The organism is Nocardia farcinica, from assembly GCF_001182745.1.
Lineage (GTDB): Bacteria > Actinomycetota > Actinomycetes > Mycobacteriales > Mycobacteriaceae > Nocardia > Nocardia farcinica.
Genome location: NZ_LN868939.1, coordinates 2,402,753 through 2,429,080, shown reverse-complemented (window position 1 = coordinate 2,429,080; position 26,328 = coordinate 2,402,753). Strand labels below are relative to the sequence as shown.

The 26,328-nt window shown below is 71.4% G+C and carries 25 protein-coding genes; 5 read left to right on the top strand and 20 right to left on the bottom strand.

Annotated features, from left to right (window positions below; genetic code table 11):
* Positions 1–87: 87 nt before the first annotated feature.
* The 5 genes from AMO33_RS27940 to ftsY all read right to left on the bottom strand — a co-directional run bounded on the left by AMO33_RS27940 (position 88) and on the right by ftsY (position 6,553).
* On the bottom strand, positions 88–402 hold the full coding sequence (locus AMO33_RS27940) for a hypothetical protein (protein WP_060594834.1): 315 nt from the start codon (positions 400–402) through the stop codon (positions 88–90).
* Between the two features lie 122 nt (positions 403–524).
* The gene (locus tag AMO33_RS27935) at positions 525–2,978 is read right to left on the bottom strand and encodes a [protein-PII] uridylyltransferase (RefSeq protein WP_060594833.1); all 2,454 of its coding nucleotides are present in this window, start codon (positions 2,976–2,978) and stop codon (positions 525–527) included.
* 66 nt (positions 2,979–3,044) lie between these two features.
* A complete protein-coding gene (locus AMO33_RS27930; RefSeq protein WP_011210697.1) occupies positions 3,045–3,383 on the bottom strand; it encodes a P-II family nitrogen regulator in 339 nt (112 codons plus the stop codon).
* Positions 3,384–3,387: 4 nt separating this feature from the next.
* On the bottom strand, positions 3,388–4,734 hold the full coding sequence (locus tag AMO33_RS27925; RefSeq protein WP_060594832.1) for an ammonium transporter: 1,347 nt from the start codon (positions 4,732–4,734) through the stop codon (positions 3,388–3,390).
* Between the two features lie 253 nt (positions 4,735–4,987).
* The gene (ftsY, locus tag AMO33_RS27920; protein WP_060595193.1) at positions 4,988–6,553 is read right to left on the bottom strand and encodes a signal recognition particle-docking protein FtsY; all 1,566 of its coding nucleotides are present in this window, start codon (positions 6,551–6,553) and stop codon (positions 4,988–4,990) included.
* A gap of 121 nt (positions 6,554–6,674) precedes the next feature.
* On the opposite strand from ftsY, the gene AMO33_RS27915 reads away from it, so the two are divergent.
* Entirely contained in the window at positions 6,675–7,064 is a 390-nt protein-coding gene (locus AMO33_RS27915) for a DUF2237 family protein (RefSeq protein ID WP_011210700.1), read from the top strand.
* A gap of 102 nt (positions 7,065–7,166) precedes the next feature.
* On the opposite strand, the gene smc is transcribed toward AMO33_RS27915, so the two are convergent.
* Complete coding sequence (gene smc, locus AMO33_RS27910) at positions 7,167–10,778, bottom strand: chromosome segregation protein SMC (protein WP_060594831.1); 3,612 nt, start codon at positions 10,776–10,778, stop codon at positions 7,167–7,169.
* Positions 10,779–11,083: 305 nt separating this feature from the next.
* On the opposite strand from smc, the gene AMO33_RS27905 reads away from it, so the two are divergent.
* Positions 11,084–12,301 (top strand): hypothetical protein, encoded by a 1,218-nt coding sequence (locus AMO33_RS27905; protein ID WP_060594830.1) that lies wholly within the window; start codon positions 11,084–11,086, stop codon positions 12,299–12,301.
* Positions 12,302–12,358: 57 nt separating this feature from the next.
* On the opposite strand, the gene AMO33_RS27900 is transcribed toward AMO33_RS27905, so the two are convergent.
* The 7 genes from AMO33_RS27900 to AMO33_RS27870 all read right to left on the bottom strand — a co-directional run bounded on the left by AMO33_RS27900 (position 12,359) and on the right by AMO33_RS27870 (position 16,462).
* Positions 12,359–12,802 carry a DUF1707 SHOCT-like domain-containing protein gene (locus AMO33_RS27900; protein ID WP_011210703.1) on the bottom strand — a complete coding sequence of 148 codons (444 nt, stop codon included), beginning with the start codon at positions 12,800–12,802 and terminating at the stop codon, positions 12,359–12,361.
* 116 nt (positions 12,803–12,918) lie between these two features.
* Positions 12,919–13,368 (bottom strand): DUF350 domain-containing protein, encoded by a 450-nt coding sequence (locus AMO33_RS27895; RefSeq protein ID WP_011210704.1) that lies wholly within the window; start codon positions 13,366–13,368, stop codon positions 12,919–12,921.
* Positions 13,369–13,413: 45 nt separating this feature from the next.
* Positions 13,414–14,580, bottom strand: a complete 1,167-nt coding sequence (locus tag AMO33_RS27890; protein WP_060594829.1) for a glutathionylspermidine synthase family protein — start codon at positions 14,578–14,580, stop codon at positions 13,414–13,416.
* A complete protein-coding gene (locus AMO33_RS27885; protein WP_060594828.1) occupies positions 14,580–15,311 on the bottom strand; it encodes a hypothetical protein in 732 nt (243 codons plus the stop codon). The genes AMO33_RS27890 and AMO33_RS27885 overlap by 1 nt, the downstream gene beginning before the upstream one ends.
* Positions 15,312–15,342: 31 nt before the next feature.
* A complete protein-coding gene (locus AMO33_RS27880) occupies positions 15,343–15,645 on the bottom strand; it encodes an acylphosphatase (RefSeq protein WP_011210707.1) in 303 nt (100 codons plus the stop codon).
* Positions 15,646–15,713: 68 nt separating this feature from the next.
* The gene (locus tag AMO33_RS27875) at positions 15,714–16,172 is read right to left on the bottom strand and encodes an OsmC family protein (RefSeq protein ID WP_060594827.1); all 459 of its coding nucleotides are present in this window, start codon (positions 16,170–16,172) and stop codon (positions 15,714–15,716) included.
* A 101-nt stretch (positions 16,173–16,273) separates the two neighbouring features.
* Positions 16,274–16,462: a hypothetical protein gene (locus AMO33_RS27870; RefSeq protein WP_086844058.1), complete on the bottom strand. Its 189-nt coding sequence runs from the start codon at positions 16,460–16,462 to the stop codon at positions 16,274–16,276.
* Between the two features lie 490 nt (positions 16,463–16,952).
* Here AMO33_RS27870 and AMO33_RS27865 point away from each other — a divergent pair, with 490 nt between their 5' ends.
* The 3 genes from AMO33_RS27865 (at position 16,953) to AMO33_RS27855 (ending at position 20,457) form a co-directional block, all read left to right on the top strand.
* Positions 16,953–18,083, top strand: coding sequence for a glycosyltransferase family 4 protein (locus AMO33_RS27865; protein ID WP_060594825.1), 1,131 nt, complete (start codon positions 16,953–16,955; stop codon positions 18,081–18,083).
* Positions 18,080–20,215 carry an amylo-alpha-1,6-glucosidase gene (locus tag AMO33_RS27860; protein WP_086844062.1) on the top strand — a complete coding sequence of 712 codons (2,136 nt, stop codon included), beginning with the start codon at positions 18,080–18,082 and terminating at the stop codon, positions 20,213–20,215. Before AMO33_RS27865 ends, AMO33_RS27860 begins: the two co-directional genes overlap by 4 nt.
* Positions 20,216–20,328: 113 nt before the next feature.
* Positions 20,329–20,457, top strand: coding sequence for a hypothetical protein (locus AMO33_RS27855; protein ID WP_255266211.1), 129 nt, complete (start codon positions 20,329–20,331; stop codon positions 20,455–20,457).
* A 4-nt stretch (positions 20,458–20,461) separates the two neighbouring features.
* On the opposite strand, the gene AMO33_RS27850 is transcribed toward AMO33_RS27855, so the two are convergent.
* The 7 genes from AMO33_RS27850 to AMO33_RS27820 all read right to left on the bottom strand — a co-directional run bounded on the left by AMO33_RS27850 (position 20,462) and on the right by AMO33_RS27820 (position 26,288).
* Entirely contained in the window at positions 20,462–21,970 is a 1,509-nt protein-coding gene (locus AMO33_RS27850) for a PstS family phosphate ABC transporter substrate-binding protein (RefSeq protein WP_060594824.1), read from the bottom strand.
* 113 nt (positions 21,971–22,083) lie between these two features.
* On the bottom strand, positions 22,084–23,139 hold the full coding sequence (locus tag AMO33_RS27845) for a PHP domain-containing protein (RefSeq protein WP_011210715.1): 1,056 nt from the start codon (positions 23,137–23,139) through the stop codon (positions 22,084–22,086).
* Positions 23,140–23,721, bottom strand: a complete 582-nt coding sequence (locus tag AMO33_RS27840; RefSeq protein WP_011210716.1) for a dihydrofolate reductase family protein — start codon at positions 23,719–23,721, stop codon at positions 23,140–23,142.
* A gap of 66 nt (positions 23,722–23,787) precedes the next feature.
* Positions 23,788–24,672 carry a bifunctional DNA-formamidopyrimidine glycosylase/DNA-(apurinic or apyrimidinic site) lyase gene (gene mutM / locus AMO33_RS27835; protein ID WP_011210717.1) on the bottom strand — a complete coding sequence of 295 codons (885 nt, stop codon included), beginning with the start codon at positions 24,670–24,672 and terminating at the stop codon, positions 23,788–23,790.
* Between the two features lies 1 nt (position 24,673).
* Complete coding sequence (gene rnc, locus AMO33_RS27830; RefSeq protein ID WP_060594823.1) at positions 24,674–25,396, bottom strand: ribonuclease III; 723 nt, start codon at positions 25,394–25,396, stop codon at positions 24,674–24,676.
* A 25-nt stretch (positions 25,397–25,421) separates the two neighbouring features.
* Positions 25,422–25,604 (bottom strand): 50S ribosomal protein L32, encoded by a 183-nt coding sequence (gene rpmF, locus AMO33_RS30740; RefSeq protein WP_011210719.1) that lies wholly within the window; start codon positions 25,602–25,604, stop codon positions 25,422–25,424.
* Positions 25,605–25,661: 57 nt separating this feature from the next.
* Complete coding sequence (locus tag AMO33_RS27820) at positions 25,662–26,288, bottom strand: YceD family protein (RefSeq protein WP_011210720.1); 627 nt, start codon at positions 26,286–26,288, stop codon at positions 25,662–25,664.
* Between the last annotated feature and the right edge of the window lie 40 nt (positions 26,289–26,328).

The window sequence follows — 26,328 nt, the reverse complement described above, 5'->3', positions numbered from 1 at the left end:
CGCGCTCCTGATCTCGAGTGACGTCAATTATCTCCCAGCGTAATGGGGTCACCCGGGCCTGCGCGCACGCGGTGCGCCGAGCAGCGGCTATTCGGCCACGATGCGCGCCGGATCACCGGTGCCGCGATAGTCGTGATTCTCCAGTCGCACCAGATGGACGGCCTGGCGTCCGGTGAGGCCGAGTTCGAGCGCGAGTTCGTCGAGGCCGGCCCATTCGGTGGGGCCGGTCATGTCCCGGGTGGCGACGGCGGTGGCGATCGTCATCGCGGTGACGGCCTGCCTGCCGGTGAGCGTGCGCCCGGGCAGCCAGGAGACCACCCACAGGTCGCCGCCGACGCACCGCGCCATATGGGACGTCTCGTCGCTGGTCATCATCGATGCCGCAACCACCTGAATCGCCATCGACCTGCTCCCCTCGTGCTCGCGACAGCCGGACCTTGATGATCGTAGGGGCCGCGCGGGAACCGAGGAGGCGTTCCAGCAAATGGTCTGCAACATTCCGGTCGCGGCCCGGCGGCGACACGCTAGGCCGGGGTCTCCTCCGGCGGCTTCGGGGCGGGCTGCGGCACCACCCGCAGCACCGCGTCGGTGAGCGCGGCACGCTGGGCCTGCTCGTCCGGACCGCCCAGCTCCAGGCAGAAGGCGTCGACGACGGCCGCGCCCATGGTGACGATCTTGGCCCAGCGGACATTGGCCCCGCAGTCGGCGAACGCGGCGGCGAGCCTGCTCAGCAGACCGATCCGGTCCTCGGCGCGCAGTTCCAGGATCACCTGCCCCGGCGTGCCGGTGGGCGTCCACAACAGCCGCGGCTGCGCCTGGGCATAGGGACCGCGACCGGCACCGACCGCGGCCCGCTCCCGCTCGGCGAGCACCGCGGGCAGATCGAGGTCGCCGGCGATGGCCCGGATCAGTTCCTGGCGCAGCAGGCCCGGGTCGGGCGGATCGCCGAATTTCGGTGTGACGACGAAGGTGTCGACGGCCGAGTCGCCGTGCACACCCAGCGACGCCGACAGCACCCGCAGCGAGTGCAGGGCGAGCACACCCGCGGCATCGGAGAGCAGACCGGGCGCGTCCGGCGCGATGACCGTGACGACGTGGCTGAACTTGCCCTCCCCCGGTGCCAACTCGACATGCACACCGCCCGCCGCGGCCTTGGCGAGCAACTCCGGCGCGATCGGGGCGGGCGTCGGCAGCGCGTCACCGGCCATCACCGCCCGGCAGCGGCGGACCAGATCCCCGATCAGCGAAGCCTTCCACTCGCCCCACACCCCCGGTCCGGTGGCCAGCGAATCGGCCTCGGCCAGCGTGTGCAGCAGCTCCAGCAGTTGCGGGTCGCCGTCGAGCGCCTCCACGACGTGCCGCACGGTCTGCGGATCGTCCAGATCGCGCCGGGTCGCGGTGTCCGGCAGCAGCAGGTGGTGGCGCACGATCGCACTCAACGTCCGCACGTCGGAGGGCCACAGTCCGAGCCTGCGCCCGATCTGCGTCGCCAGCTCCGCCCCGACCACGCTGTGATCGCCCTGCCTGCCCTTGCCGATGTCGTGCAGCAGCGCGCCCAGTGCGAGCAGATCGGGCCGGGCCACCCGGGTACTCAGCGCGCTCGCGTAGGCGACGGTTTCCATCAGGTGGCGGTCGACCGTCCAGGTGTGCAGGACATCGCGGGGCGGCAGATCGCGCACCGCGCCCCACTCCGGCAGCAGTCTGCCCCACAACCCGGTCCGGTCCAGCGCCTCGATCGCCGCGATCACGCCCCGGCCCGCGCCCAGCAGCACCAGCAGGTCGTTGAGCGCGTCCTTGGGCCACGGCTCCCGCAGTTCCGGCGCGTCCTCGGAGAGCCGGTTGAGTGTGGTGGCCGACATCGGCAGCCCGGTCTGCGCCGACGCCGCCGCCACCCGCAGGATCAGCCCGGGATCGCGCTGCGGCCGCGCGTCCCTGGCCAGCACCACCTCGCCCGCGTGCTCGACCACCCCCTCATCGAGTGGTCGACGCACCGGCATGCGGCGCAGCCTGGCCAGCCCGCGCCGCGGCAGCGCGTTGGCGGCCGTGCGCAATCCGACCTCGACGGAGTAGCTCACCGTCCGGGCCGAATCACTCAGTGTGCGAGCCAGATCGAAGCGGTCGCCGATGCGCAGCGCCGCGCCGATCTCGTCGGCGTCCTGCGCCCGCAACTGGTCGCGGCCGCGGCCGGCGACCCGGTGCAGCTCGGTACGGACGTCGAGCAACCGGCGGTGCGCCTGCCGCAGTCCGCCGCCGGGCACCTCCGGACCGAGCCCCGGCATGGCGTCGGTCAGGTGTGCGACGGCGAGTGCGTCGAGCAGCTGGATGTCGCGCAGTCCGCCGCGGCCGTTCTTCAGGTCGGGCTCGGCCCGGTGGGCGATCTCGCCGCAGCGCTGCCAGCGGGCCTCGGCCTGGGCGACCAGGTCGTCGAACCGATGCCGGATCCCGTTGCGCCACTCCCGGCGCACCCCGCCGATCAGCAGATTGCTCAGCTCCACATCGCCGACGATGTGGCGGGCTTCGAGCATGCCGAGCGCGGCGATCAGGTCGTCACCGGCCACCCGCAGCGCCTGCGGCACGGTGCGGACGCTGTGGTCGAGCTTGATGTGGGCGTCCCACAACGGATACCAGAGCTGATCGGCGACCTCGGCGACCCGCGCGGGATCGACCTCGTCGTGCAACAGCACCAGATCCAGGTCGGAGTACGGCAGCATCTCCTTGCGCCCGAGCCCGCCGACGGCCACCACGGCCAGGCCGCTCTCGGCGGTGATGCCCAGCTCGGCGCCCTTGCCGGTGAGCCACAGCTCGTACAGGTCCACCAGCGCCTGCCGCAGCGATGCCGCGTCCAGCCGTGGATTGCGCGGCAGCCCACCCTCGAGCAACTGCGCCCGCGCCCGCACCAGATCGGCGGCACCACCGGCCTTGGCCGGTCCGCTGTCGGTCCGCCTGCTACCACTACCCACGACCACCACCCGTTTCATGAGTGCGGCCCCGCCCCGACCGGGCTGTCCGGTGGGAGCGGGGCCGCCGCTCGACTCGAAATCCCGCTACAGCGCGTCGGTGCCGCGCTCGCCGGTGCGCACGCGGATGATCGACTCGACGGGGGTGACCCACACCTTGCCGTCGCCGATCTTGCCGGTGCGCGACGCCTCGACGATCACGTCCACGACCTTGTCGACGGAGGCATCGTCGACGACGACCTCGACCCGGACCTTCGGCACGAAGTCCACCGAGTACTCGGCGCCGCGGTAGACCTCGGTGTGGCCCTTCTGCCTGCCGTAGCCCTGCACCTCGCTGACGGTCATGCCGAACACGCCCGCCTGTTCCAGACCGGTCTTGACGTCCTCGAGCGTGAACGGTTTGACGATTGCGGTGATCAGTTTCATGTCGTCATGCCTCCTTGACGAGCGAGCGTGCCGTGCCACCCACAGCAGCGAAATCGTATGCGGTTTCCGCGTGCTCGGACTCGTCCAGACCCACCGACTCGGCCTCGTCGTCGGCGCGCAGACCGATCGTGAACTTCAGGATCAGAGCAATGACGGCCGTCGCGACCAGCGAGTAGGCAAGCACGGTGAACGCACCGACGGCCTGCAGCTTCAACTGCTCGATCCCACCACCGTAGAACAAGCCCTCGACCGCCGCGGGCGCTTCCGGCGCCGCCACCAGGCCGACCATCAGGGTGCCGACCAGGCCACCGACCAGGTGCACGCCGACCACGTCGAGCGAGTCGTCGAAGCCGAACCTGAACTTCAGGCCGACCGCCAGCGCGCACAGCGCACCGGAGACCACACCGATGGCCAGCGCACCGAGCACGTTCACCGAGGAGCACGCCGGGGTGATGGCGACCAGGCCGGCCACGATGCCCGACGCCGCGCCCAGCGAGGTGGGGTGGCCGTCGCGGATCTTCTCCACCACCAGCCAGGCGAGCATCGCGGCGGCGGTGGCGATGGTGGTGGTGAGGAACGTCGCGCCGGCGATCCCGTTGGAGCCGACGGCCGACCCGGCGTTGAAGCCGTACCAGCCGAACCAGAGCAGACCGGCGCCGAGCATGACGAAGGGCAGGTTGTGCGGGCGGAACGGCGTCTGCGGCCAGCCCTTGCGCTTCCCGAGGATCAGCGCGAGCACCAGACCGGCGGCGCCGGCGTTGATGTGCACCGCGGTGCCGCCCGCGAAGTCGATGGCCTTGAGGTTGTTGGCGATCCAGCCGCCCTCCTCGCCGGTGTACCCGTCGAAGGCGAACACCCAGTGCGCCACCGGGAAGTAGACGATGGTGGCCCACACGCCCGCGAAGACCAGCCACGAGCCGAACTTCAGGCGGTCGGCGACCGCGCCCGAGACGAGTGCGACGGTGATGATCGCGAACATGAGCTGGAACGCGACGAACAGCGACAGCGGGATGGTGCCGTTGAGCGGGATCGCGGCGGGCTCGGCGGGATCGGTGGAGGCCAGGTAGCTGCCGCCGAACACCCCCTTCAGGCCGAAGTACTGGCCGGGGTCGCCGATGAGGTTGGCCTTGTCCTCACCGAAGGCGACGGAGAAGCCGTACAGCACCCATAGGATGGTGATCAAACCCATCGCGCTGATGCTCATCATGATCATGTTGAGCACGTTCTTGCTGCGGACCATGCCGCCGTAGAAGAACGCGAGTCCTGGCGTCATCAACAGCACGAGTGCGGCACTGGCCAGCATCCATGCGGTGTCACCGGCGTCCGGCGCGCCGATTACGGGAAAAGCCACCTTAATGTCCTCCTCATCTCGGGCCCAGCCGCCTGTGGCAAATGGACCTGCAGAGAAGGGTGTTCGCTCGGTGTTTCATCCGGAGAGCTGTGGTGTTTCACCTGAGTGAACGGATGCCGCGGTTGTGTTTCGGTCACGTTTCGTGACGTTCACCACAGGTATCGCCCCTGGTGTGCGGACATGTCGGGCGAGCCGGGCGGCCCACGCCGCGGCCGGGCGCGCTGCCCGGCCGCGGTGGGTTCGGTGGTGCGGCTCAGCCCAGCAGGGCGTCCACGAAGGCGCCCGCTTCGAAGGGGGCGAGGTCGTCGGCGCCCTCGCCGAGGCCGACCAGCTTGACCGGCACGCCGAGTTCGTGCTGGACCTGGAAGACGATGCCGCCCTTGGCGGTGCCGTCCAGCTTGGTCAGCACGACACCGGTGATGTCGACGACCTCGGCGAAGACCCGCGCCTGCATCAGACCGTTCTGGCCGACGGTGGCGTCGAGCACCAGCAGCACCTCGTCGACGGCGGCCTTCTTCTCCACCACGCGCTTGACCTTGCCGAGCTCGTCCATCAGGCCGGTCTTGGTGTGCAGGCGGCCCGCGGTGTCGATGAGCACGGCGTCCACGCCGCGCTCGATGCCCGCGGCGACCGCGTCGAAGGCAACGGCGGCCGGATCGGCGCCCTCCTTGCCGCGCACGGTCTCCGCGCCGACCCGCTCACCCCAGGTCTGCAACTGATCGGCGGCGGCGGCGCGGAAGGTGTCGGCAGCGCCGAGCAGCACGCGACGGCCGTCGGCGACCAGCACGCGGGCCAGCTTGCCGGTCGTGGTGGTCTTCCCGGTGCCGTTGACGCCGACGACCAGCAGGATCGCCGGGTGATCCGGATGCGGCAGCGCGCGGATCGAGCGGTCCAGCTCCGGGCGCAGTGCCTCCACGAGGACGTCGCGCAGCACCTGACGCGCCTGTTCCGGGGTGCGCACACTGCGCGCGGCCATCTCCTCGCGCAGCCGCTCGACGACGGCGGTGGTGCTGGCCGTGCCGAGATCGGCCAGCACCAGGGTGTCCTCGATCTCCTCCCAGGAGTCCTCGTCCAGGTCGCCGCCGCCGAGCAGGCCGAGCAGGCTCTTGCCGACGGCGTTCTGGGAGCGCGAGAGCCTGCCACGCAGCTTGGTCAGCCTGCCCGCGGTGGGCTCGATCTCCTCCAGGGCGGGCGCGGTCTCGGCACCGGCGGGGGTGGCGGGCACCTCGGGGACGACCGTGTCCGGCTCGGCGACCGGCGGGGTCGTGGCGGGCGCCGCCGGAGTGGTCTCGGCAGGTGCGGGCGTGTCGGTGGGCGCGGTATCGGTGGGCGCGGTATCGGTGGGCGCGGTATCGGTGGGCGCGGTATGGGTGGGCGCCGTGTCGGTGGGCGCGGTGTCGGTGGCCGGTGCCGTGGTGCCGGGCAGATCGGGTGCGGGGGTGGTCTCCGGTTCCGGTTCGGCGACGGTGGCGCCGCCGCCGCTGGGCCCCTCGGTGACATCGCCCTCGGGCAGCGGCACGTTGGTGATGCCGCGCCGGGGCGCGTCGCGCGGCACGGCGGCGTCGTCACCGACGTGCGGTTGCCCCTCGGTGTCGGTGCGTTGCAGCGGCTCCGGGCGGGTGGCCGTCGCCGTCCCGCCCTGGCTGAAGGTGAATCCGCCCGCTGCGGTGTAGCCGCCCGAGCGGTCGGTCAGCTCCTTCTCCGCGGTGGGGGCGGACAGCGAGATCCGGCGGCGTTTGTACAGGACGAATCCGGCGACGAGCGCCACCAGCAGCAGGGCGGCGACGGCGGCTATCACAATCCAGGCTTCGGCACTCACGACGACCATCCTTGCAGAACGCCACATCGGTCCTGTTCGGCGCGCCCGGGAGCGGTGACACAGCCCCTCGAGATTTCTTGTCCTGCGGAACTTCTCGCCCCGGAACAATAGGATCGGCGACGTGACCGATCGAAACGTGCTTGGGGGGCCGCTGGAAGAGTGCGGCACCGATCCTCTCACCGGGTTCTACCGGGACGGCTGCTGTAGTACGGGGCCGGAGGATCTGGGCAGCCATACCGTCTGCACCGTCGTCACGGCGGAATTCCTCGAGCATCAGGCCTCCATCGGCAACGACCTGAGCACCCCGCGCCCGGAGAACAACTTCCCCGGCCTGCAGCCCGGCGACCGCTGGTGCGTGGTGGCGGTGCGCTGGCTGCACGCCCACGAGGACGGGGCGGCCGCGCCGGTGGTGCTGGCCGCCACCCACGAGAACGCCCTCGAGGTGATCTCGATGGACATCCTGCGCAAATACGCCGTCGACGTGCCCGACGACGTCAGCGATCTGCTCTAGGCGGCGCGTCCGCCGACCCCGCCGGAGCCACACGATCGGTCGGTTCCGGTGGCGACCGGGCGTAGCATCGTGCGGCTGCCGGGCCGGCCCGGCTGAGGTCGGTCAGGTCGCGGCGGGTGTCAGGTTCTCCCCGCGCAGACGCTGCGAGATCACCTGGGTGATGCCGTCGCCGCGCATGCTGACGCCGTAGAGGGCGTCGGCGATCTCCATCGTCGGCTTCTGGTGGGTGATGACGATCAGCTGGCTCTTCTCCCGCAGTTGCTCGAACAACCCGATCAACCGGCGCAGGTTGGTGTCGTCCAGCGCGGCCTCCACCTCGTCCATCACGTAGAACGGGGAGGGGCGGGCGCGAAAGATCGCCACGAGCAGCGCGACAGCGGTGAGCGACTTCTCCCCGCCGGACAGCAGCGACAGCCGCTTGACCTTCTTACCGGGCGGGCGGGCCTCCACCTCGATGCCGGTGGTGAGCATGTCGGAGGGGTCGGTGAGCAGCAGCCTGCCCTCACCGCCGGGGAACAGTGTCGAGAACACCTGCACGAACTCCCGCTCCACGTCGGCGTAGGCCTCGGTGAACACCTGCAGGATGCGCGCGTCCACCTCCGCGACCACGTCGAGCAGGTCCTTGCGCGCGTTCTTGACGTCCTCGAGCTGGGTGGCCAGGAAGTTGTAGCGCTCCTCGAGCGCCGCGAACTCCTCGAGCGCGAGCGGGTTCACCTTGCCCAGCGTGGCCAGATCCTTCTCGGCGCGCTTCGCGCGGCGCTCCTGCTCGGCCCGGTCGTACGGCATCGGCTGCGGGGCGCTGACCTGCTCACCCCGCTCCTTGGCCTGCTCGTACTCCTGCCATTCCAGATCCGAGGGCGGCAGCGGCACGTCCGGACCGTATTCGGCGATGAGGTCGGGCAGGGCGATACCGAACTGTTCGGCGATGGTGGCCTCGAGCTGCTCGATCCGCAGCGCGGCCTGCGCCTTGGCGACCTCGTCGCGGTGCACGGCGTCGGTGAGCTGGGCCAGCTGGGTGGTCAGTGCGCGCACCCGCTCCTTGGTCTGCTCCACCTGGGCCGCGCATTCGGTGCGCCTGCGCACCAGCTCGTCGCGGCGGGCGGCGGCCGCCGCGACCACCTTCTCCAGTTCGCCCGCGATGCGCGCGCCGGACTCGGCGACGGCGGCGGCCACGGCGGCGGCCTGCCTGCGGGCGGCCTGCGCGCGCTCGGCCCTGGCTCGCGCCTCCCGTTCGGCGCGGGCCGCGCGACGCAGCGAATCCGCCTTGCCGCGCACCGATTCGGCGCGTTCCTCGGCGGTGCGTACCGCGAGCCTGGCCTCCACCTCCATCGACCTGGCCTCGGCGAGGGCGGCGGCGGCCTCCTCCCGGACCCGGGCGGCGGCCTCGGTGCCCGCGGTGCCGGCGCCCTCGTCGACGGCGGCCTGCTCGTGCTCGGCGTTGCGCAGGCGTTCCTCCAGTTCGGCGAGGGCGGCCAGCGTCTCCTCCCGGCTCGCCTCGGCGTCGGCCCGCTGGCCGGTCAGTCGTTCGGCCTCGGTCTGCGCCGACCGGGCGGACTGGCCGAGCCTGCCGAGCCGGTCGTAGATGGCGATCATCGCCTGGTCGGATTCGTGCAATGCCATCAGCGCATGGTCGACGGCCTCCTTGCGGTCGGCCTGTTCGGCGAGCGCCCCCGCCAGCGCCGCCTCGAGTTCCTCGGCGTGCCGCTGGGCGGCGACGAGTTCGGCCTTCGCGGCGTCGATGTCGGCCTGGATCTCGAGCTGGCTCGGCGCCCGGTCGGAGCCGCCGATGAGCCAGCCGGTGCCGGTGAGATCGCCGTCGCGGGTGACCACCCGCAGGTCGGGCCGCTGCGCCAGCAGCGCGGCGGCGGTATCGAGGTCGTCGACGACCGCGACGTCGGCGGTGAGCGCGCGGATGCCCGCGCGCAGCTCGGCGGGACAGTCGACGACGTCGGTGAGCCGATGCGCGCCCGCGGGCAGCGGCTCGCCCGCGGGCTCGTCCCCGGCGGCGGCGCCGAACACCAGGGCCGCCCGGCCGCCGTCGGCGTCCTTGAGTGCGCGGATGGCGGCGTGCGCGGCCGGTGCGGTGTCGGCGGCGACGGCATCGGCGACCGGACCGAGCACCGCGGCCACCGCCGCTTCGAACCCGGCGCGCACGCGCAGCAGCTCCGACAGCGGGCCGCGCAACCCCTCGGGGTGGTGTTCGACCAGCCAGGCCGACCCGTCGCGCCGCGCCAGCCCCATGCCGAGCGCCTCGATCCGGGCGGTGAGCGAGGCGACCCGCTTGCTCGCGTCGCGATCCTGCTCGCGCAGTTCGCGGACCCGCTCGTCGGCCAGCTCGAGCGCTTGCACGGCGTGCTCGTGCTGGGCGTCCAGCCCCTCCTCGCCCGCGTCGAGTTCGCTCAATTCCGCCTGCACGCCGTCGAATTCGGCCTGTGCGCTCTCCCCGCGCCTGCGCGCCTCCGCGATCGCGACCGAGAGCCGCGCGATCTCGGCATCGACCGATTGGGCGCGCGTGCGCAGGTTCTCCACCTGGCCGGTCAGGCGCGCCAGCCCCTCGCGCCGGTCGGCGATCGCCCGGACCGCCGCCAGGTGCGCCTGTTCGGCTGCCTTGGCGGCGTGCTCGCGCTCGGCCAGCTGGTCGCGCGCCGCCTCCAGTGTCTCGGCGGCGATCTCCACCGCCTCGCGCAGTTCCGCCTCCTCCGCCTCGACGCGGTCGGCCTCGGCCTCCAGCTGGTCGGGGTCGCGGCCGGTGCCGACCGGTGCCTGGGTGTCGAGATGCCTGGCCCGGTCACCGGCGATGCGGATGGTGGCGTTCACCCGTTCGGTCAGCGCGGAGAGCTGGAACCAGGTCTGCGCGGCGGCCTCGGCACTCGGCGTGAGCTTGGACAGCTCGAACTCCTGCTGCGCCAGCGCGGCATTGGCGGCATCCAGCTCGGACTGCACGGTGATCTGCTGCTCGCGGGCGTAGGCTTCCTTGCTCTGCTGGCTGGCCAGCTCCGCCCGGCGCGTCACCAGGTCGTCGGCCGCCAGCCGCAGGCGGGCATCACGCAGGTCGGCCTGCACGGTCTGGGCGCGGCGGGCCACCTCGGCCTGGCGGCCCAGCGGTTTGAGCTGACGGCGCAATTCGGTGGTGAGGTCGGTCAGGCGCGCGAGGTTGGCTTGCATGGCCTCCAGCTTGCGGACCGCCTTCTCCTTGCGCTTGCGGTGTTTGAGCACGCCCGCGGCCTCCTCGACGAAGGCGCGGCGGTCCTCCGGCCGCGATTCGAGAATCGCGGAGAGCTGGCCCTGTCCGACGATGACGTGCATCTCCCGGCCGATGCCGGAGTCGCTGAGCAGTTCCTGCACGTCCATCAGGCGGCACGAGTTGCCGTTGATCTCGTATTCGCCCGCGCCGTCGCGGAACATGCGCCGGGTGATGGACACCTCGGCGTAGTCGATGGGCAGCGCGCCGTCGGAGTTGTCGATGGTCAGGGTGACTTCGGCGCGACCGAGCGGTGCGCGGCCCGCGGTGCCCGCGAAGATGACGTCCTGCATCTTGCCGCCGCGCAGGGCCTTGGCGCCCTGCTCGCCCATCACCCAGGTGAGCGCGTCGACGACGTTGGATTTGCCGGAGCCGTTGGGCCCGACCACGCAGGTGATCCCGGGCTCGAAGCGCAACGTCGTCGCGGACGCGAAGGATTTGAATCCCTTCAACGTCAGGCTCTTCAGGTGCAAATTCGACGACCTTTCGTGCGCGGGTGGGGCGGGCACTGCGCCACGGGGCGACCAGCCATGATATCGGCCGGTCAGCACCGTGACGGCGGCGCGGTCACCGCCCGGCCCGGCCCCCCGATCAGACTAACGAGCCCGGCGCCGTACGCCGGGATTTCCCGGTGCTGGAGATTTGCTGTCCGACCTGCCCGGACGGACGGGGCCGGCCCGGCCCGGCCGGACAGTTCTCACCCTGCCTTTTCGGCTCCGCTGCGCATACGATCCAGTCGGATTCGGCGACGGAAATTCTCGTTCGGGAGCAACAGCGGATGCGCGCACCATCGATCGGCACGGTTCTTCGGCTGGGCCGGATCACCGCGCTCGTCGCCGGGTGCCTGTTGTTCCTGCACGCCTGTGAGCGGACCCGGCGCATCGTCCCGACCGACGTGTGGCTCGAGCTGGTCGCCGCGGCGGTGCTCGGCGCGCTGGCGTTGCTGGCCGCGTGGTTCGAGATCGTGCGCGCCGAACACCTCGAGCACGTCGAGGAGTTGGAGGCCGAGCACCCGCCCGCCCCGCAACCGGAGGACTACCGCTACGCCACCGGCGGCCGGCGGATCCGGGCCAGGATCGCGAAGTCCGGCAACCTCGTCATCCACGGCCGCGATCACGACGGACCCCACCCGGGCCACGAATGGTCGTGGACCTTCCGCCCGGACACCTTTCCCGCCGTGCGCGGCGTCCTCGGCGGTGACGGACACGTGCTCGATCTCCTGGAAGAGGTCGTTCCGCGGCTCGATCCGGACAGCCGCGCCGACCCCGGCGCCTGGTTGCGCGCGCACGGCATCCCCGGCACCTATCGGGAGAAGGGCGACCATCCCAGCCGGACCACCCACAAACTCCCCATCCTTCGTCCCGGCGCACGACGCCCCGTCCCGGGCCGGGAGGACACCCCGCCGCGTGAACCCGGCGCGCGATCCGGTGCGGACGCCCGGCGCCGGGACAACGATCCGGTCGCGCACAGGACGCGGAAGGAACGCGCCGGCCGCGCCCGGTCAGGGGCGATTCGCGACGAGCCACCGACCCGGCGTGGCCCCGGCTCCGGTCCCCTCCCCGCGGCCACGCCGAGCCCGTCCGGGCGCCGCCGCAGGCCGGACGCGGACGTGGTGCCGCCCGCAGACCGGCCCGCTCGGCCGGACCTGCCCCGGCGCACGCGGACCGGCCCGGCCACGACTCCGCCGAGACCGTCGCGTCCCCAGCCCGAGTCGGCGTCCGGCCCGTTCGCCGCCCGCACCGGGATCGACGCGGAGAATTCGACAGGCGTCCCGTCCCAGCCTTTTCCGAGCCAGGCTTACCCGAGCCGGTCCTCGTCGAGCCAGCAGTATCCGAGCCAACCCCGTCCCGGCCAGCCGTATCCGAGCCGGGTCGCGCCGAACCGGGACCGGGCCCGCCACGATGTCGCCGACGCGGTGGCCACCGCGCCCGGCGACGGTGCGGACCACCGCGCCGACCCGGCCCCACCCCGCCGCCGGGGCCACCGCTACCGATGATCGGCCGCTCGGTGCGCCACCGCCGGCCGAGCGGAACCGTCGGGCGACCCGTACCCCTCAGACCGGGCGCCCGCACCCCCGGCCGGACTCCCAGCCGGTGAGCATGCGGAAGCCCAGGACCGCGCCCCACGGGCCGATCACCCACACCGGCCAGGGGTAGGTGAACTCGCCGACCCCGAGGGAGACGGCGGCCCAGATGACGAGCACGAGCACGCTGACGCCCGCCCAGCTCGCGAATTCGATGCGCTGCCAGATCGGCAGGCGGGGCCGCGCGACCGGTGCGGGCCGCTCGGGCTTCTCGACGAGCGGCGGCAGATCCGACAGCACGAGGGTCAGGTCGGCACGGGTGGTGGTGGCGTAGACGCGCGCGACGCGCGAGTCGTATTCGGCCAGATCGATGCGGCCGTCGGCCAGGTGTCCGGTCAGCTGGCGGACGACCTGTTCGCGTTCGGCGTCGGAGGCGCGGGTGGCGGGCGAGATGTCCATGTCCGGTGTCCTCATCGGGTCGGCTCCATCTTCCAAGGGTGGATCTTCCACAATGGAATGTTCACAGTGTGCATCCTCCACTGTGGAATGTCAATGCCGTACCGGCCGCGGCACCGGCCGCCGTCGGGCCGTTAGAGGATCGCGACCGCGACGACCAGGCCGAGCGCGAAGTGCGCGGCGGCCACCACCAGCACCTCGGTGGTCCTGGTCTCCGAGTGCAGCGCCGCCCCGATGTCGATGCCGAACGCCCGCTCGAGCACCCGCACCGACACGATCTGCGCGACGATGCCCACCAGGCCGAACACCAGCGCGGCGATCAGGCCCTCGGCGAGCTTGCCCGCCGAGGAGTAGATGGCGAGCACCACGATGAACGCCATGCTGACCAGACCCGCCGCGGTGACGATGATGGCGTTGGGCTTGCCCTCGGCGACCAGCCTGCGCAGTTGGCCGGGCGTGCTCAGATCAACGGCGTAGAAGCCGACGAGCATCAGCGCCAGGCCGACGACGGCGTAGAGGAGGATGGCCCCTACGCCCTCGCCGAGCGCGCTCCAGTACCCCGATTCGAGGGCGACTGCGGTCATCGTGATCCTTCCGGAAGGTGTCGAACGAAAGAGGTGCGGTGCGAGCTAGTCGGTCGGGATGCGGTGCGGCACGAAGGCGGCGCCGTCGTCGGTGATCAGCCCGGCGGTTTCGCGGATGCCCAGCCCGGCGGAGGTGTCGCCGACCATCCACGCGCCGAGTACCGGTCGCATGCCGTCGAATTCGGGCAGTGGGTCCAGCAGCTGATAGACGTACCCCTCGGCGCCGTACACGCCGCCGGTGGCGGTCTCGAGGCCCGCGCCCACGATCGTCATGTTCGCGCCCTCGCGGCCGAGCTTGGGCTTGCGGATGTACTCGGTGAGTTCGTGCGGCTCGTCGAGGTAGGCGGGCAACAGATTCGGATGCCCGGGATACATCTCCCACAGCACCGCGAGAATCGCCTTGTTGCTCAGCAACGCCTTCCACAGCGGCTCGATCCAGGCGGTCTCCGGCAGGCTCGCGACGACCTTCCTGCCGAAGTCGTCGTCGAGCACCCACTCCCACGGGTAGAGCTTGAAGATCGCCTCGATGGGCGCCTCGGCGAGATCGACGAAACGTTCCAGCTCGACGTCCCAGCCGATCTCCTCGATCGGCAGCGCGATCGTGTCGAATCCGGCCTCGGCGGCGGTCTCCTGCATGTAGGCCGTGGTCACGTTGTCCTCACCGGAGGCGTCGGCCGAGGACCAGGCGAAGTGCAACTGCGGATCGGGCAGCTGCTTGCGCAGCTCGCCCCAGCGCTCGACCAGCTTCTCGTGCAGCGAGTTCCACTGGTCGTCGCCGGGGTGGGTATCGGTGAGCCAGTGCCACTGCACGATCGCGGCCTCGAGCAACGAGGTGGGGGTGTCGGCGTTGTATTCCAGCAGTTTCGCCGGCCGCCGGGCGTCGTAGCGCAGGTCGAAGCGGCCGTAGACGTAGGGACCGCCGCGCCGCCAGGATTCGGCGATCGGTGCCCAGCTCCATTCCGGCAGACCGAAATCCCGGAACCGTTCGGTGAGCACCACATGCTCGACGGCGTTGAGGCACATCGAGTGCAGCAGTTCGACATCGGCTTCCAGGGCGAGGATCTCGGCCATGTCGAATTCGTAGTGCACCGACTCGTCCCAGTAGGGCCGCGGCGCACCGTGGGCGTCCCGGCCGGGTGAGCCGTAGACGAGACCCTGTTCTTCGATGATGCGCTGCCAGCCCGGACGCGGGGTCCCCCGCACGCGACGCATCAGGAACCACCGCCACCGGTGCTCTTGCTGCCCAGGCCACCGCGCTGGATCGTGGTGCCGGACTTGGTGGTGATCTGCGCGCTCTTGGGCTTGACCGTGGTGCCGCCGGTGGGCGGTTTGCCGACGGTGTTGGTGCCGCCGTAGTAGTAGCGGTACTGCGGGCCACCGCCGAGGATGATCAGCGAGCCGGTGCTCGAACGCCCGTCGTCGTCGACGAATCCGGCCTGGCCCGGCTGGCAGTACCGGTCCTCGACCACGACCTCCTGGCCGTTCTCGGTCTTCACGCAATACGCGGTGACCTCGTCGGGTGCGCTGAGCGCGCGGTAGGCCAGGTAGCCGCCGCCGACCAGACCGGCCACGCCGACGATCGCGACGCCGCCGATCAGCACGCGGTTGCGGGTGCGGCGCTTGGCTTCGGCCGCCGCGGCGGCCGCGCGCTCGGCCTCGGCGGCCTGCTTGCGCGCCTTGTCCCTGGCCCGCGCCTCGGCCACCGTCGGCGGACGCGGTTGGGTGACACCCGGCTCCTGCCGTTGGATCCGGCCCGGCATCGGGGTGCCGCCCGGCGGTTGCGGCCCCTGCGGGCCGCCCTGCCCGGCCGCCGGCGAATCCGGTCCCGGCTCGGGCGCGCCGCGCGCGGGCTCGTCCGGCACGTTGAGCTGCGGCGGTTGCCAACCCGGCTGTTCCGGCCCGGGCTCCCGCGGATCCCCGTCCCCCGGCCCCGGCGTGCTCACCGGTCGCTCCCCGTCGGCCTTGCACCCACCACTAGCGCTCCTCGAATCCGGTCAAATCTCCCCGCGCGGGCTCCCAGCTTTCCACAACCAGGCTCACCCGGCCAGGCGTGGTGCCCGAACGCAGCAGCTCCAGCAACCGCTCACAGCGCTCCCGCGGACCCTCGGCGATCACGTGCACCCGGCCGTCGGGCGCGTTGCGGGCGTAGCCGGTCAGCCCCGATTCCAGTGCGCGCGAACGGGTCCACCAGCGGAAGCCGACTCCCTGCACGTGCCCGTGCACCCAGGCCGAGAGACGGACCGGGTCGCCGGCGTGGTCGTGTGGGCTCTCGCTCATGGGCACAGCATGCCCGGTGCGGAGTGGGGCGTGCGCGCCGACCCGCGGGTGGGCGCGCGCCCTGCGGCTCAGGCGTCGATCTCGAAGGACAACGTCACCTTGGCGCCCGCCTTCAGCGTGCGCCCCACCGTGCAGACCTTGTCGATGGCCCGCTGCACGGTGACGAGTAGTCGCTCGCGCTCCTGCTCGTCGAGTTCGCTCAGGTCCAGCTCGAACACCTCTTCGAGCTGCGGGTAGACCTCGTTCTCGCGGTCGGCGTCGCCGGAGACGCGGATGGTGGCGTCGAAGTGGTCGCCGAGCTTGCGCGAGAGCGGGAAGTCGGCGCTGAGCCCCGAGCAGGCGGCCAGGGCGATCTTGAGCAGTTCACCGGGGGTGAACGCGCCCGGCACCCCCTGCGAGGCGATCTTCACCTCGGCTCCCCGCGAGCTGCGGCCGGTGTAGGCCCTGGTACCGGTGCGCTCGACCCACAGCGTGGTCGGCTCGGCGGGTGCGGAGGTCGAGGATGTCGTCGGGGTTGTCGCAGCCATAGCGTGGGATCCTGCCATCTGTCGTCGGGAACGCTCACGGCTGGCAACGCCGGGCCGGTTCCCGGGCATTCCGGGCAGCGACCCGCACCACACCGCGCGGGTTACGCGCGGCGGCGATGCGCACCCGCGCGGGTGGGCCGGTGCGCGCGCCCCTCGGCGGGGTCGGCGGGCGCCGACGGCGCGGTGTCGGCACTGCTGAAGACCGGGCGCGGCACGGCGGCGGCGGACACGGTCTGGTTCTGCTCCGGCGTCGGCTCGTGGCTGAACGACGGTCGATCATCATGCGTCATGGGACGCTCCTGTCCCGGCGAGACGGCGGCCGGATCGCGAATCGGAGGCGGCACGGCCACGTCGGCGGTGCGCTCGGAAAGCCCCCGAATACCGTCCACCCTACGCGACAACCGTCCTGGACACATGACCGATACATCCGGCGCGCCGAAACTATCGTTCCCGTAACGAATACATAACGACACGGCACGCATCGTGGTTGGCGCGTCCGCGGCGCGGTACCACGGCGTCGGCCCCTCTGATCGTGGAGTTCCAGCGCGACCAGGCCAACGAAGCCCCATGGACGGCGAATGCACGAAAGCTTCACCTCCGCCGAGGCGGCCACCATGTTCGGCACCCGGCGCACCGGAGTGCTGGGTGGATGCGAGTGCCAACGGTTGTGTCCCTGGAAGGAGGGTCATGAGCGCAGTGTTCTCGGCGCCGGTCTCGGCGCAGCGTGCCGCTTCGGATCTAGTGTCGATCGATCACCCCGGTAGCAAATTCCACATTGCGATGGTTGTTCCGCCGTACTTCGACGTCCCGCCCAAGGCGTACGGCGGCGTCGAGGCCGTCGTGGCCGATCTGGTCGACTCACTGGTCGATCGCGGCCACCGCGTCACCCTGATCGGCGCGGGCGAGCCCGGTACCAAGGGCGAACTCGTGCCGGTCTGGGACCGGACCGTCCCCGAGCGGCTCGGCGAGCCGTTCCCCGAAGTCGTGCACGCGCTGAAGGTGCGGCGCGCGATCGAGCGCCTGGTCGCCACCGAGGGCGTGGATCTCGTGCACGACCACACCTTCGCCGGACCGCTCAACGCTCCGGTCTACCGCATGCTCGGCCTGCCGACCGTGCTCACCGTGCACGGCCCGGTCGAGGACGATTCCTACTGCTATTACCGCGAATTGGGCGACGAGGTCGCGTTGGTGGCGATCAGCGACCGTCAGCGCGAGCTGGCGCCCGACCTCCCCTGGGCCGGGCGCGTGCACAACGCGCTGCGGGTCGCCGAGTGGCCGTTCCAGCCCGAGAAGGAGGACTACGCGCTGTTCCTCGGCCGCTTCAACGAGTGCAAGGCGCCGCACCTGGCGCTGGAAGCCGCACACGCGGCGGGCATTCCGCTCGTGCTGGCCGGCAAGTGCAGCGAGCCGCCGGAGCAGGCGTATTTCGAGGAGTACGTGCGCCCGCTGCTCACCGAGCGCGATCACGTGTTCGGCCTCGCCGACGCGACCGCCAAGCGTAAACTGCTGGCCGGTGCACGGTGCCTGCTGTTCCCGATCCGCTGGGAGGAGCCCTTCGGGATGGTGATGATCGAGTCGATGGTGTGCGGCACGCCGGTCGTGGCACTGCGCGGGGGCGCGGTGCCGGAAGTGATCGTCGACGGGGTGACCGGGCGCATCTGCGACGACCCGGCCGAACTGCCCGCCGCGATCGCCGAGGTGCAGACCATGGACCCGGCCGCGTGCCGCGCCCATGTCGTCGAGCACTTCGACGCCGACACCCTCGGCCGTGGGTACGAGCAGGTCTATCGTCGCCTCCTGCTCTCGGAATCCCTTGCCACCACCGGTGATTCGGTGGCCCGCGGATTCGGCGCCGCGCAGCTGGGCGCGCGGTCGCGGTCTCTCTCGGTCGCCGCGGGCGGGTTGGCGTGACCGGTGCGGAAAACTCCGGCGGCCCTTCGCCGCTGAACTCGGGCGAGGCGGCGGGATTCGGCGGTTCCGGCTCGGTGACGTTGGTGGAGGGCTCGACCTTCTGCCTGTCGAACCGGCTGGGCGATGTCGAACCCGGCCGCCCGCACGGGTTGTTCTTCCGGGACGCGCGCGTGGTGTCCCGGTGGGAACTGCTCGTCGACGGCAAACCCGCCGAACCGCTGTCGGTGCTCAGCCCCGAGGCGTTCACCGCGCGCTTCGTGCTGCGCAGGCCGCCGCAGGCGGGCCTGGCCGACAGCACGCTGCTGGTGGTCCGTGAGCGCATCGTCGCCGAGGGCATGCACGAGCTGCTGATCCTGGAGAACATGGGCCGCGAACCGACCGCGGTGACGCTGGAACTGCACGTCGAAGCCGACTTCGTGGATCTGTTCGCGGTGAAAGAGGGTCGCGCGGGCCATCATCGGGCCGAGGTCACCGTCGCCGACGGTGAACTGCTGCTGCACGACCGGGTGGATCGGATGCGCGGGCTGTCGGTCTCGGCCAGCGTGGAGCCGCTCGTGCAGCCGGGCACCCTCACCTGGCGGGTGGTGGTGCCGGTCGGCGGCACCTGGCAGACCGAGATCATCGCCCAGCCCACGCTCGGCAACCAGCGGGTGCAGGCGGCGGTGGCGCCGGGCGAGCACTACGGTGTGAGCGCGCCGGGTCGCAAAATCGAGGCCTGGCGTGACACCGCCACCGACATCACCGCGGCCGATCCGGTCCTCACCCAGGTGCTGCGGCGCACCGAAAGCGATCTCGGCGCGTTGCAGATCCACGACGAGGCGGGCGACGGCAGGCCGTTCGTCGCCGCGGGCGCGCCGTGGTTCATGACGCTGTTCGGCCGCGACAGCCTGCTCACCGCGTGGATGGCGCTGCCGCTCGCGGTCGACCTGGCGCTGGGCACCTTGCAGCAGCTGGCCGAATTGCAGGGCCGCACGGTCGATCCGCTCACCGAGGAGGAGCCGGGGCGCATCATGCACGAGATGCGCCGCGGCCCGGCGGGCGGCCAGGTGCTCGGCGGCAACATCTACTACGGAACCGTCGACGCCACCCCGCTGTTCGTGATGCTGCTGGCCGAATGCCATCGCTGGGGCGCGGACCCGGAGGCGATCCGGGATCTGCTGCCCGCCGCCGACGCGGCCCTGGACTGGATCACCGAGTACGGCGACCGCGACGGTGACGGATTCGTCGAGTACCGCCGGGCCACCGATCGCGGCCTGATCAACCAGGGCTGGAAGGACAGCTTCGACGGCATCAACGACGCCGAGGGCCACATCGCCGAGGCGCCGATCGCGCTGTGCGAGGTGCAGGGCTACGTGCACGCGGCACTGCTGGCGCGTGCCGAACTGGCCGACGCCTACGACGAGCCGCGCTTGGCCGAGCGCCTGCGCGAGCGCGCCGCGGAGCTGCGGGTGAAGTTCGCCGAACAGTTCTGGCTACCCGAACGGGGCTGGTACGCGGTCGCTCTCGACGGCGCCAAGCGGCGGGTGGACGCGCTGACCAGCAACACCGCGCACTGCCTGTGGGCGGGCATCGCCGAGGACGAGCACGTGGCCGAACTCGTGCGCAAGTTGTCCGGCCCGGAGATGGACAGCGGGTTCGGGTTGCGCACGCTGGCCTCCTCGATGGGCGCGTTCAATCCCATGAGTTACCACTGCGGTTCGGTGTGGCCGCACGACACCGCCATCGCGGTGGCGGGGCTGCTGCGCTATCAGCACGTGCCGGGCGCGGTCGATCTGGCCACCCGGCTGGCGACCGGGTTGCTCGACGCCGCGGCCGCGTTCGACGGCAGGCTGCCGGAGCTGTTCTGCGGGTTCTCCCGCACCCGGTTCAGTGTGCCGGTCCCCTACCCCACCTCCTGTTCGCCCCAGGCGTGGGCCAGTGCGGCCCCGCTGCTGCTGGTCCGCGCGTTCCTGGGACTGGACCCCGACGTGCCCGCGCGCACGCTCACCGTCCGGCCGCATCTGCCCGCGGAGTGGGGCCGCGTCTCGCTCACCGAGCTGCGGCTCGGCGACATCACCGTGGATCTCGAAGCCGAAGGCACGCGGGTGATCTCGGCCCGCGTCCCGGAGGACTGGAAGCTCGTCACCGACTGACGCCGCCGGCGTCACTCGCCCATCCGCTCGTACCTACACACGCAGCTGGAGTCACGATGCAGACATCGTTGGACAGGCGGGACCTCTGGGGGGCGCAACACCGGGACTGCACGGTGGAACCGACAGATCTGGACATGGATCTGGCGCAGTTCCTGCGCGCCACCCACGCCGGCCACGGCCCGGAGTGCAGGCAGTACCTGGCGGCGGCCGCGTACCTCTACGGCCGCGGCGAACACAACTGAGCCCTCACCCCGTCGGCGCGCAGCGGCCGGGCTCGAGCCTGCCGCCCGCGCAGGGCTCGTTGCCGTGCGCGCGCAACACCTCGGTGCCGAGCCCGGCGGTGAGGTAGTGCAGGAAGCTCGCCGCGGGCGACCCGGCGGGCGGATCGCCGTGCGTGTAGGCGTATTCCACGCCCCGGAACGGGTAGCGGCCCGCGATCGCGGCCGCCCGGTCGGGGGCGACGCCGTCGAGCGTGAGCACCGCCATCCCGGCGCGGCGCGCCTCGGCGAGTTCGCCGTAGCCGATGGCGCCGGGGATCTCGGCCACCGCCTGGTGCATGTCCTCGGTGACGGGCACGTCGCAGTAGGTGCCCGCGGTGTCCTTGATCGCGGTGCAGCTGCGGTGCGGCCGCGGCGGTTGCTCGCCGCCGAGCAGTGCCTGCTCGAAGATCACCCGGCTGCCCGAGCCGGGGGTACGGTCGATCAGCACCACCGGCAGATCGGGCCCGCCGAGGGTGCGCCAGTTGGTGATCCGCCCCTGGTACAGGTCCCGGACCTGCGCCACGGTGAGGTCGGTGATGCCGAGATCCCGGTGCACGAACACCCCGTACACCGCCAGTGCCAGCGCCCGCTCGCGCAACGCCGGATAACCGGGACCCTTTGGCCCGTCGCCGATGGCGATCAGCCCGGCGTCCGGTCCGGCCTGCGCCAGGCGGTCCAAGCCCCGTTCGGTACCGGCGAACTCGAAGCTGAATGTCGTGCCGTGACAGCGGCGGCCGTACTGCGCGGCGGCGTCGCGGATCACCGGCTCGAACGCCGAGGAACCGATCACGCGCAACGCCCCCTCGGCACAGTCCAGCGGCGTCGGCGGCCGCTCCAGCACCGCCACCGCGAACTGCCCGACGATCACCGCCACCAGGAAGGCGGTGAGCGCGAGCATCACCCTCGGCACGCCGGTGCGGCTGCGGGTCTCGGTGATGCGGCCGCCGCGCAGGCTGCCCAACAGGACCGGTGGCCGGTACGCGCCATCACCGTCCGAGCGTTGCAGGATGGCCAGGATCTTGTAGTGCTCGCCGCGATTGAGCGGCACCTTAGGCAGGTCGATGACGCCGATGTGCCCGCCGGTGTCCTCCCGCACCGCGATCCCGGAGCGGGCGTCGAGACAGTCGCCGAGGGCGGGGTCGCTGAGTTCGGTGACCGCCATGCCGACCACCCGGCGTTGCGGGAACCGCAGATGCAGGCCGACGCGGTCGTCGGGGGTGAGATAGTCGCCGCGCTCGATGGTCGCGGTGCCGCTGTTCTCGATGCGGACCAGCACCACCGACAGCTCACGTAGTTCCGGGCCGCCGCCGTCGGGACGCAGCCGCGTCAGCACCCCGGGGAAGACTGATTCGACCTCGCCGGTGACCGGCGTGTCCATCTGCACCCGGTACCCGAGCCTGCGCCGCCCGACGAGGACGAACTCCCACAGGAAGGCCCCGACCGGCACCGCGATACCGAGGATCGCCAGCACCGTGTCGAGCGGAAAATCAGCCACCCGCAACCACTCCCGCCCCGCTTCACCGCCGTCCGATCATTGTCGGCGCCGCAGGGGCCGCGGGACAGGGTGTTACCGCGGAGTTCGGCCGGAATTCACCGGCGCACACCGGATCAGGAGTGCGACCGGGTCCAGGTGAGCAGGTCCGCCACCGGCCAGGTGTTGATCACCCGTTCCGGCGCAACGCCGTTGGCCACGGCTCGCTCGCAACCGTAACCGAGCCAGTCCAATTGGCCGGGCGCGTGCGCGTCGGTGTCGATCGCGAAGAGACAGCCCATCTCGACGGCGAGGGTGAGCAGCCGGGACGGCGGGTCGAGACGTTCGGGGCGGCTGTTGATCTCGACCGCGGTGCCGTACTGCCGGCACGCCTCGAACACCATCTCGGCGTCGAACGTCGACTCCGGCCGGGTGCCGCGCCCGCCGGTGACGAGCCGGCCGGTGCAGTGGCCGAGCACGTCCACGTGCGGATTGGCCACCGCGTACACCATGCGTTTGGTCATCACCTCCGACTCGGCGCGCAGGTGCGAATGCACGCTGGCCACCACCACATCCAGCTCGGCGAGCAGATCGGCGCGCTGGTCGAGGGTGCCGTCGTCGAGGATGTCCACCTCGATGCCGGTGAGGATGCGGAACGGGGCGAGTCGCTCGTTCAGCTCGGCGACGACGTCCAGTTGCCTGCGCAGCCGGTCCGCGGACAGCCCGTTGGCGACCGTGAGCCGCGGCGAATGATCGGTGAGGGCGCAGTATTCGTGGCCGAGCGCGGCGGCCACCCGCATCATCTCCTCGATCGGGCTGCCGCCGTCGGACCAGTTGGAATGGGTGTGCAGATCACCGCGCAGCAACTGCCGCAACGGTTTTCCCGGTGCCCCGATGGGCGCGGCGGCGCGGCGCAGCTCGGCCAGGTACGCGGGCACCTCACCGGCGCAGGCCTGGGCGATCACGGCGGCGGTCTTGGGTCCGATGCCGGGCAGCTCCTGCCAGCTGTGGGCCGCCGCGTGCGCGGCCACCTCCGGCTCGGTCAGCCCGGCCACCACCTCGGCGGCCCGCCGGTACGCCTTCACCCGGTGCGTCTCCGCGCGGGCGCGCTCGAGCCAGAACCCTATCTCGCGCAGCGCCTCCACCGGACCCGGCGCCCGGGCCGGGTCCGCCGCCGTACCGGGCGCGGCCATCTACTTGATCCTGCTGTACTTCACGAACGCCACCCCGTCCTCGAACACCCGGCTGGTGATCACCCGGAACTTCGCGGGCTCGGGCAGCCGCGGGCCGGACCCGAACAGCGGCCTGCCGCGGCCGAGCACGATCGGATACAACTTGAGGAAGATCTGATCGATCTCCGGCAACAACACCTGCGCCAGCTCGCCGCCGCCGCACAGCCAGATGCCCAGGCCCTTCTCCCGCTTGAGCTCACGCACCCGGCCCAGCGGGTCGTCGGCGATCAGCTCCAGGTCCGGGTCCGGCGCCTCGGGCAGGGTGGTCGAGACGACGAACTGCCGCAGGTGCGCGTACGGGCTCGACGTCCCCGTCCGCACCCCGAAATCGTGGGTCTTGCGGCCCATCACCACCGTGTCGAAACTGGCGTTGCGCTTGGTGATCCCCATCGACTCGCGCACCTTGGTCGGCAGGGTCTCGGGGTACTGCGCGGTGATCGCCGGGCCGTGATCGCCACCGACCGGGAAGAAGTCGACCGACCCCTCCTCGGTGGCGATGAACCCGTCGATCGTCGACGCGACGTAGTAGGTGAGCTTGCGCATGGTGTCCTTCCTCCGACGATCCGGCGAACGCACCGGACCACCCGAGGCAACGGTAACGCGCGAAGCTCAGCGGCGGCGAGGCCTCGGCTGACAGCGCGGGCAGGAATACGACGATCGGTTCATGAACTTCTCGCGCACGATCGGCGCGCCGCAGCGGCGGCACGGCTCGTCCTGCCTGCCGTAGACGGCCAGTGCGCGTTCGAAGTAGCCGGACTGCCCGTTGACGTTGACATACAGCGCGTCGAAGGAGGTGCCGCCCGCCGCCAAGGCCTCCAGCATCACCGCCCGCACCTCGGCGAGCAGCCTGCGCACCGCGGGGCGGGTGAGGCCGGACGCGAGCCGGTTGCCGTTGATCCCCGCCCGCCACAGCGACTCGTCGGCGTAGATGTTGCCGATGCCCGACACCACGGTCTGGTCCAGCAGCACGCGCTTGATCTCGGAATTCTTGGCCCGGATCGCCGCGACCACGGACTCGGCGTCGAAGCGCGGGTCGAGCGGATCGCGGGCGATGTGGGCGACCGGCTCGGGCACCAGCGAACCGTCCACCTCGGCCAGCGGCGCGAGCGCCCAGCCGCCGAAGGTGCGCTGGTCGACGAACCGCAACTCGCTGCCGTCGTCGAGCGCGGCGCGGATGTGCGCATGCTTCTCCACGGGCGCGGCGGCGGGCTGTACCAGCATCTGACCGCTCATGCCCAGGTGCACCACGAGCGCGGCGTCCAGCGCGGTCTCGTCGGCGGCGCCCGGCTCGTCGAAGGTGAGCCACAGGTACTTGCCGCGACGCTGCGCGGCGCGCACCCGGCGCCCGGTCATCCGGGCGGCCAGATCGGCCGAACCCGCGAGATGCCTGCGTACCGAACGCGGGTGGGTGATGGTGACGGCGCCGACGACACGGCCGGCGACATGCTCGGCCAGCCCACGCCGGACGACCTCGACCTCGGGAAGTTCGGGCACGTCAGGATTCGGCGGTCAGCGCCTGGTAGGCGGCGCCCGCGGCCTTCTGCTCGGCTTCCTTCTTCGAGCGCCCGACCCCTTGCCCGTAGGCGCGGCCGCCGATCACCGTGGTCGCGGTGAACTCCTTGTCGTGATCGGGTCCGGTCGAGGAGATCTCGTAGGAGGGCACCCCGAGGCCGCGTTCGGCGGTGAGTTCCTGCAGGCTGGTCTTCCAGTCGAGTCCGGCGCCCATGCGGGGGCCGCGCTCGAGCAGGTCGGCGAACAGCCGCAGCACCACGCCACGGGCCACGTCGATGCCGTGCTGCAGATGCACGGCGCCGAGCAGCGATTCCATGCCGTCGGCGAGAATGCTCGGCTTGTCCCGGCCGCCGGTGAGCTCCTCGCCCTTACCGAGCAGCAGGTGCGCGCCGAGACCGCCTTCGCCCAGACCACGCGCCACCTCGGCGAGCGCGTGCATGTTCACCACGCTCGCGCGCAGCTTCGCCAACTCGCCCTCGGACTTGTCCGGGTGTTCGTGGTAGAGCCGCTCGGTGATGCTCAGGCCCAGCACCGAGTCGCCCAGGAATTCCAGGCGTTCGTTGGTGGGCAGGCCGCCGTTCTCGTAGGCGTACGACCGGTGCGTCAGCGCCAAGCGCAGTAGATCCGGTCGTACGTCGACACCGAGGGCCTCGAGCAGGCTCGCGTGATCATCGGACGCGCCCGTGTCGTCCTTGCTGGCCGTCACGTTCGATGTCAGGGGGTCGAACCGGTCAGACGGCGGCGGTGACCTGGCGGCCCTTGTAGGTGCCGCAGGAGGGGCACGCGATGTGCGGCAGAGTCTTCTGGCCGCAGGCCCGGTTCGGGCAGGTGATCAGAGTCGGCGCCGCAGCCTTCCACTGGCTGCGCCGCGACCTGGTGTTGGAACGGGACATCCGGCGCTTGGGAACGGCCACGACTACTTCTCCTCTTGTCCTATTACTCTGCCGGTGACGGCTGACGGGGGTCTTGCGCTATCGGTCTGGGTCGGCGTCCGCATCGGGACCGCCGGTGCCGGGCGATCCGGTGGCGAACTTCGCCAGCCCGGCCCAGCGAGGGTCAAGTATCTCATGCCGGTGCTCGGATCCCGCAATCGCCATCCGAACCCCGCACTGCGGGCAGAGTCCGGGGCAGTCCTCGCTGCACAGCGGCTGGAGCGGCAGTTCGAGCCCGATGGCATCGACGATGAGCGGCTCGAGGTCGATCAGGTCGTCCTGCATCCGGTAGACCTCGTCGTCCTCGGTGGTCTGCTCGGTGGTGCTGTCCGGGTAGGCGTACAGCTCGGTGACCCGCAGCCGCACCTCGCCGGTGAACGGCTCCAGGCAGCGCGAGCACTCCCCCTCGGTGGGCGCCGACACCGTCCCGGTGACCAGCACGCCCTCGGAGACGGCCTGCAACTGCAGGTCGAGCTCGACCCGGGCGCCCTGCGGGATGGCGATCAGGTCCAACCCGATGCGCTCTTCGGTGGTGACGGTGCGCTGCAGCTCCCGCATCGTTCCCGGGCGGCGGCCCAGGCTGCGGACGTCCAGCACGAAACCCGCGTCCGCCGTGCGGTGCGAGGCCGCTCGGGGACGCGACGCGGAACCGGAACCGGCGGGCATCACGAACTCACTCACGATCGAAGGGAAATGGGCAACCACT

Bases quoted from the DNA above. Each gene is read 5' to 3' on its own strand.
- AMO33_RS27840 (WP_011210716.1), bottom strand. From the start codon at position 23,721: ATGCGCAAGCTCACCTACTACGTCGCGTCGACGATCGACGGGTTCATC.
- AMO33_RS27895 (WP_011210704.1), bottom strand. From the start codon at position 13,368: ATGACCGCAGTCGCCCTCGAATCGGGGTACTGGAGCGCGCTCGGCGAG.
- AMO33_RS27905 (WP_060594830.1), top strand. From the start codon at position 11,084: ATGCGCGCACCATCGATCGGCACGGTTCTTCGGCTGGGCCGGATCACC.
- AMO33_RS27900 (WP_011210703.1), bottom strand. From the start codon at position 12,802: ATGAGGACACCGGACATGGACATCTCGCCCGCCACCCGCGCCTCCGAC.
- AMO33_RS27940 (WP_060594834.1), bottom strand. From the start codon at position 402: ATGGCGATTCAGGTGGTTGCGGCATCGATGATGACCAGCGACGAGACG.
- AMO33_RS27845 (WP_011210715.1), bottom strand. From the start codon at position 23,139: ATGGCCGCGCCCGGTACGGCGGCGGACCCGGCCCGGGCGCCGGGTCCG.
- AMO33_RS27870 (WP_086844058.1), bottom strand. From the start codon at position 16,462: ATGACGCATGATGATCGACCGTCGTTCAGCCACGAGCCGACGCCGGAG.
- AMO33_RS27930 (WP_011210697.1), bottom strand. From the start codon at position 3,383: ATGAAACTGATCACCGCAATCGTCAAACCGTTCACGCTCGAGGACGTC.
- AMO33_RS27890 (WP_060594829.1), bottom strand. From the start codon at position 14,580: ATGCGTCGCGTGCGGGGGACCCCGCGTCCGGGCTGGCAGCGCATCATC.
- AMO33_RS27935 (WP_060594833.1), bottom strand. From the start codon at position 2,978: ATGAAACGGGTGGTGGTCGTGGGTAGTGGTAGCAGGCGGACCGACAGC.
- AMO33_RS27875 (WP_060594827.1), bottom strand. From the start codon at position 16,172: ATGGCTGCGACAACCCCGACGACATCCTCGACCTCCGCACCCGCCGAG.
- AMO33_RS27865 (WP_060594825.1), top strand. From the start codon at position 16,953: ATGGTTGTTCCGCCGTACTTCGACGTCCCGCCCAAGGCGTACGGCGGC.
- AMO33_RS27880 (WP_011210707.1), bottom strand. From the start codon at position 15,645: ATGAGCGAGAGCCCACACGACCACGCCGGCGACCCGGTCCGTCTCTCG.
- AMO33_RS27820 (WP_011210720.1), bottom strand. From the start codon at position 26,288: ATGCCCGCCGGTTCCGGTTCCGCGTCGCGTCCCCGAGCGGCCTCGCAC.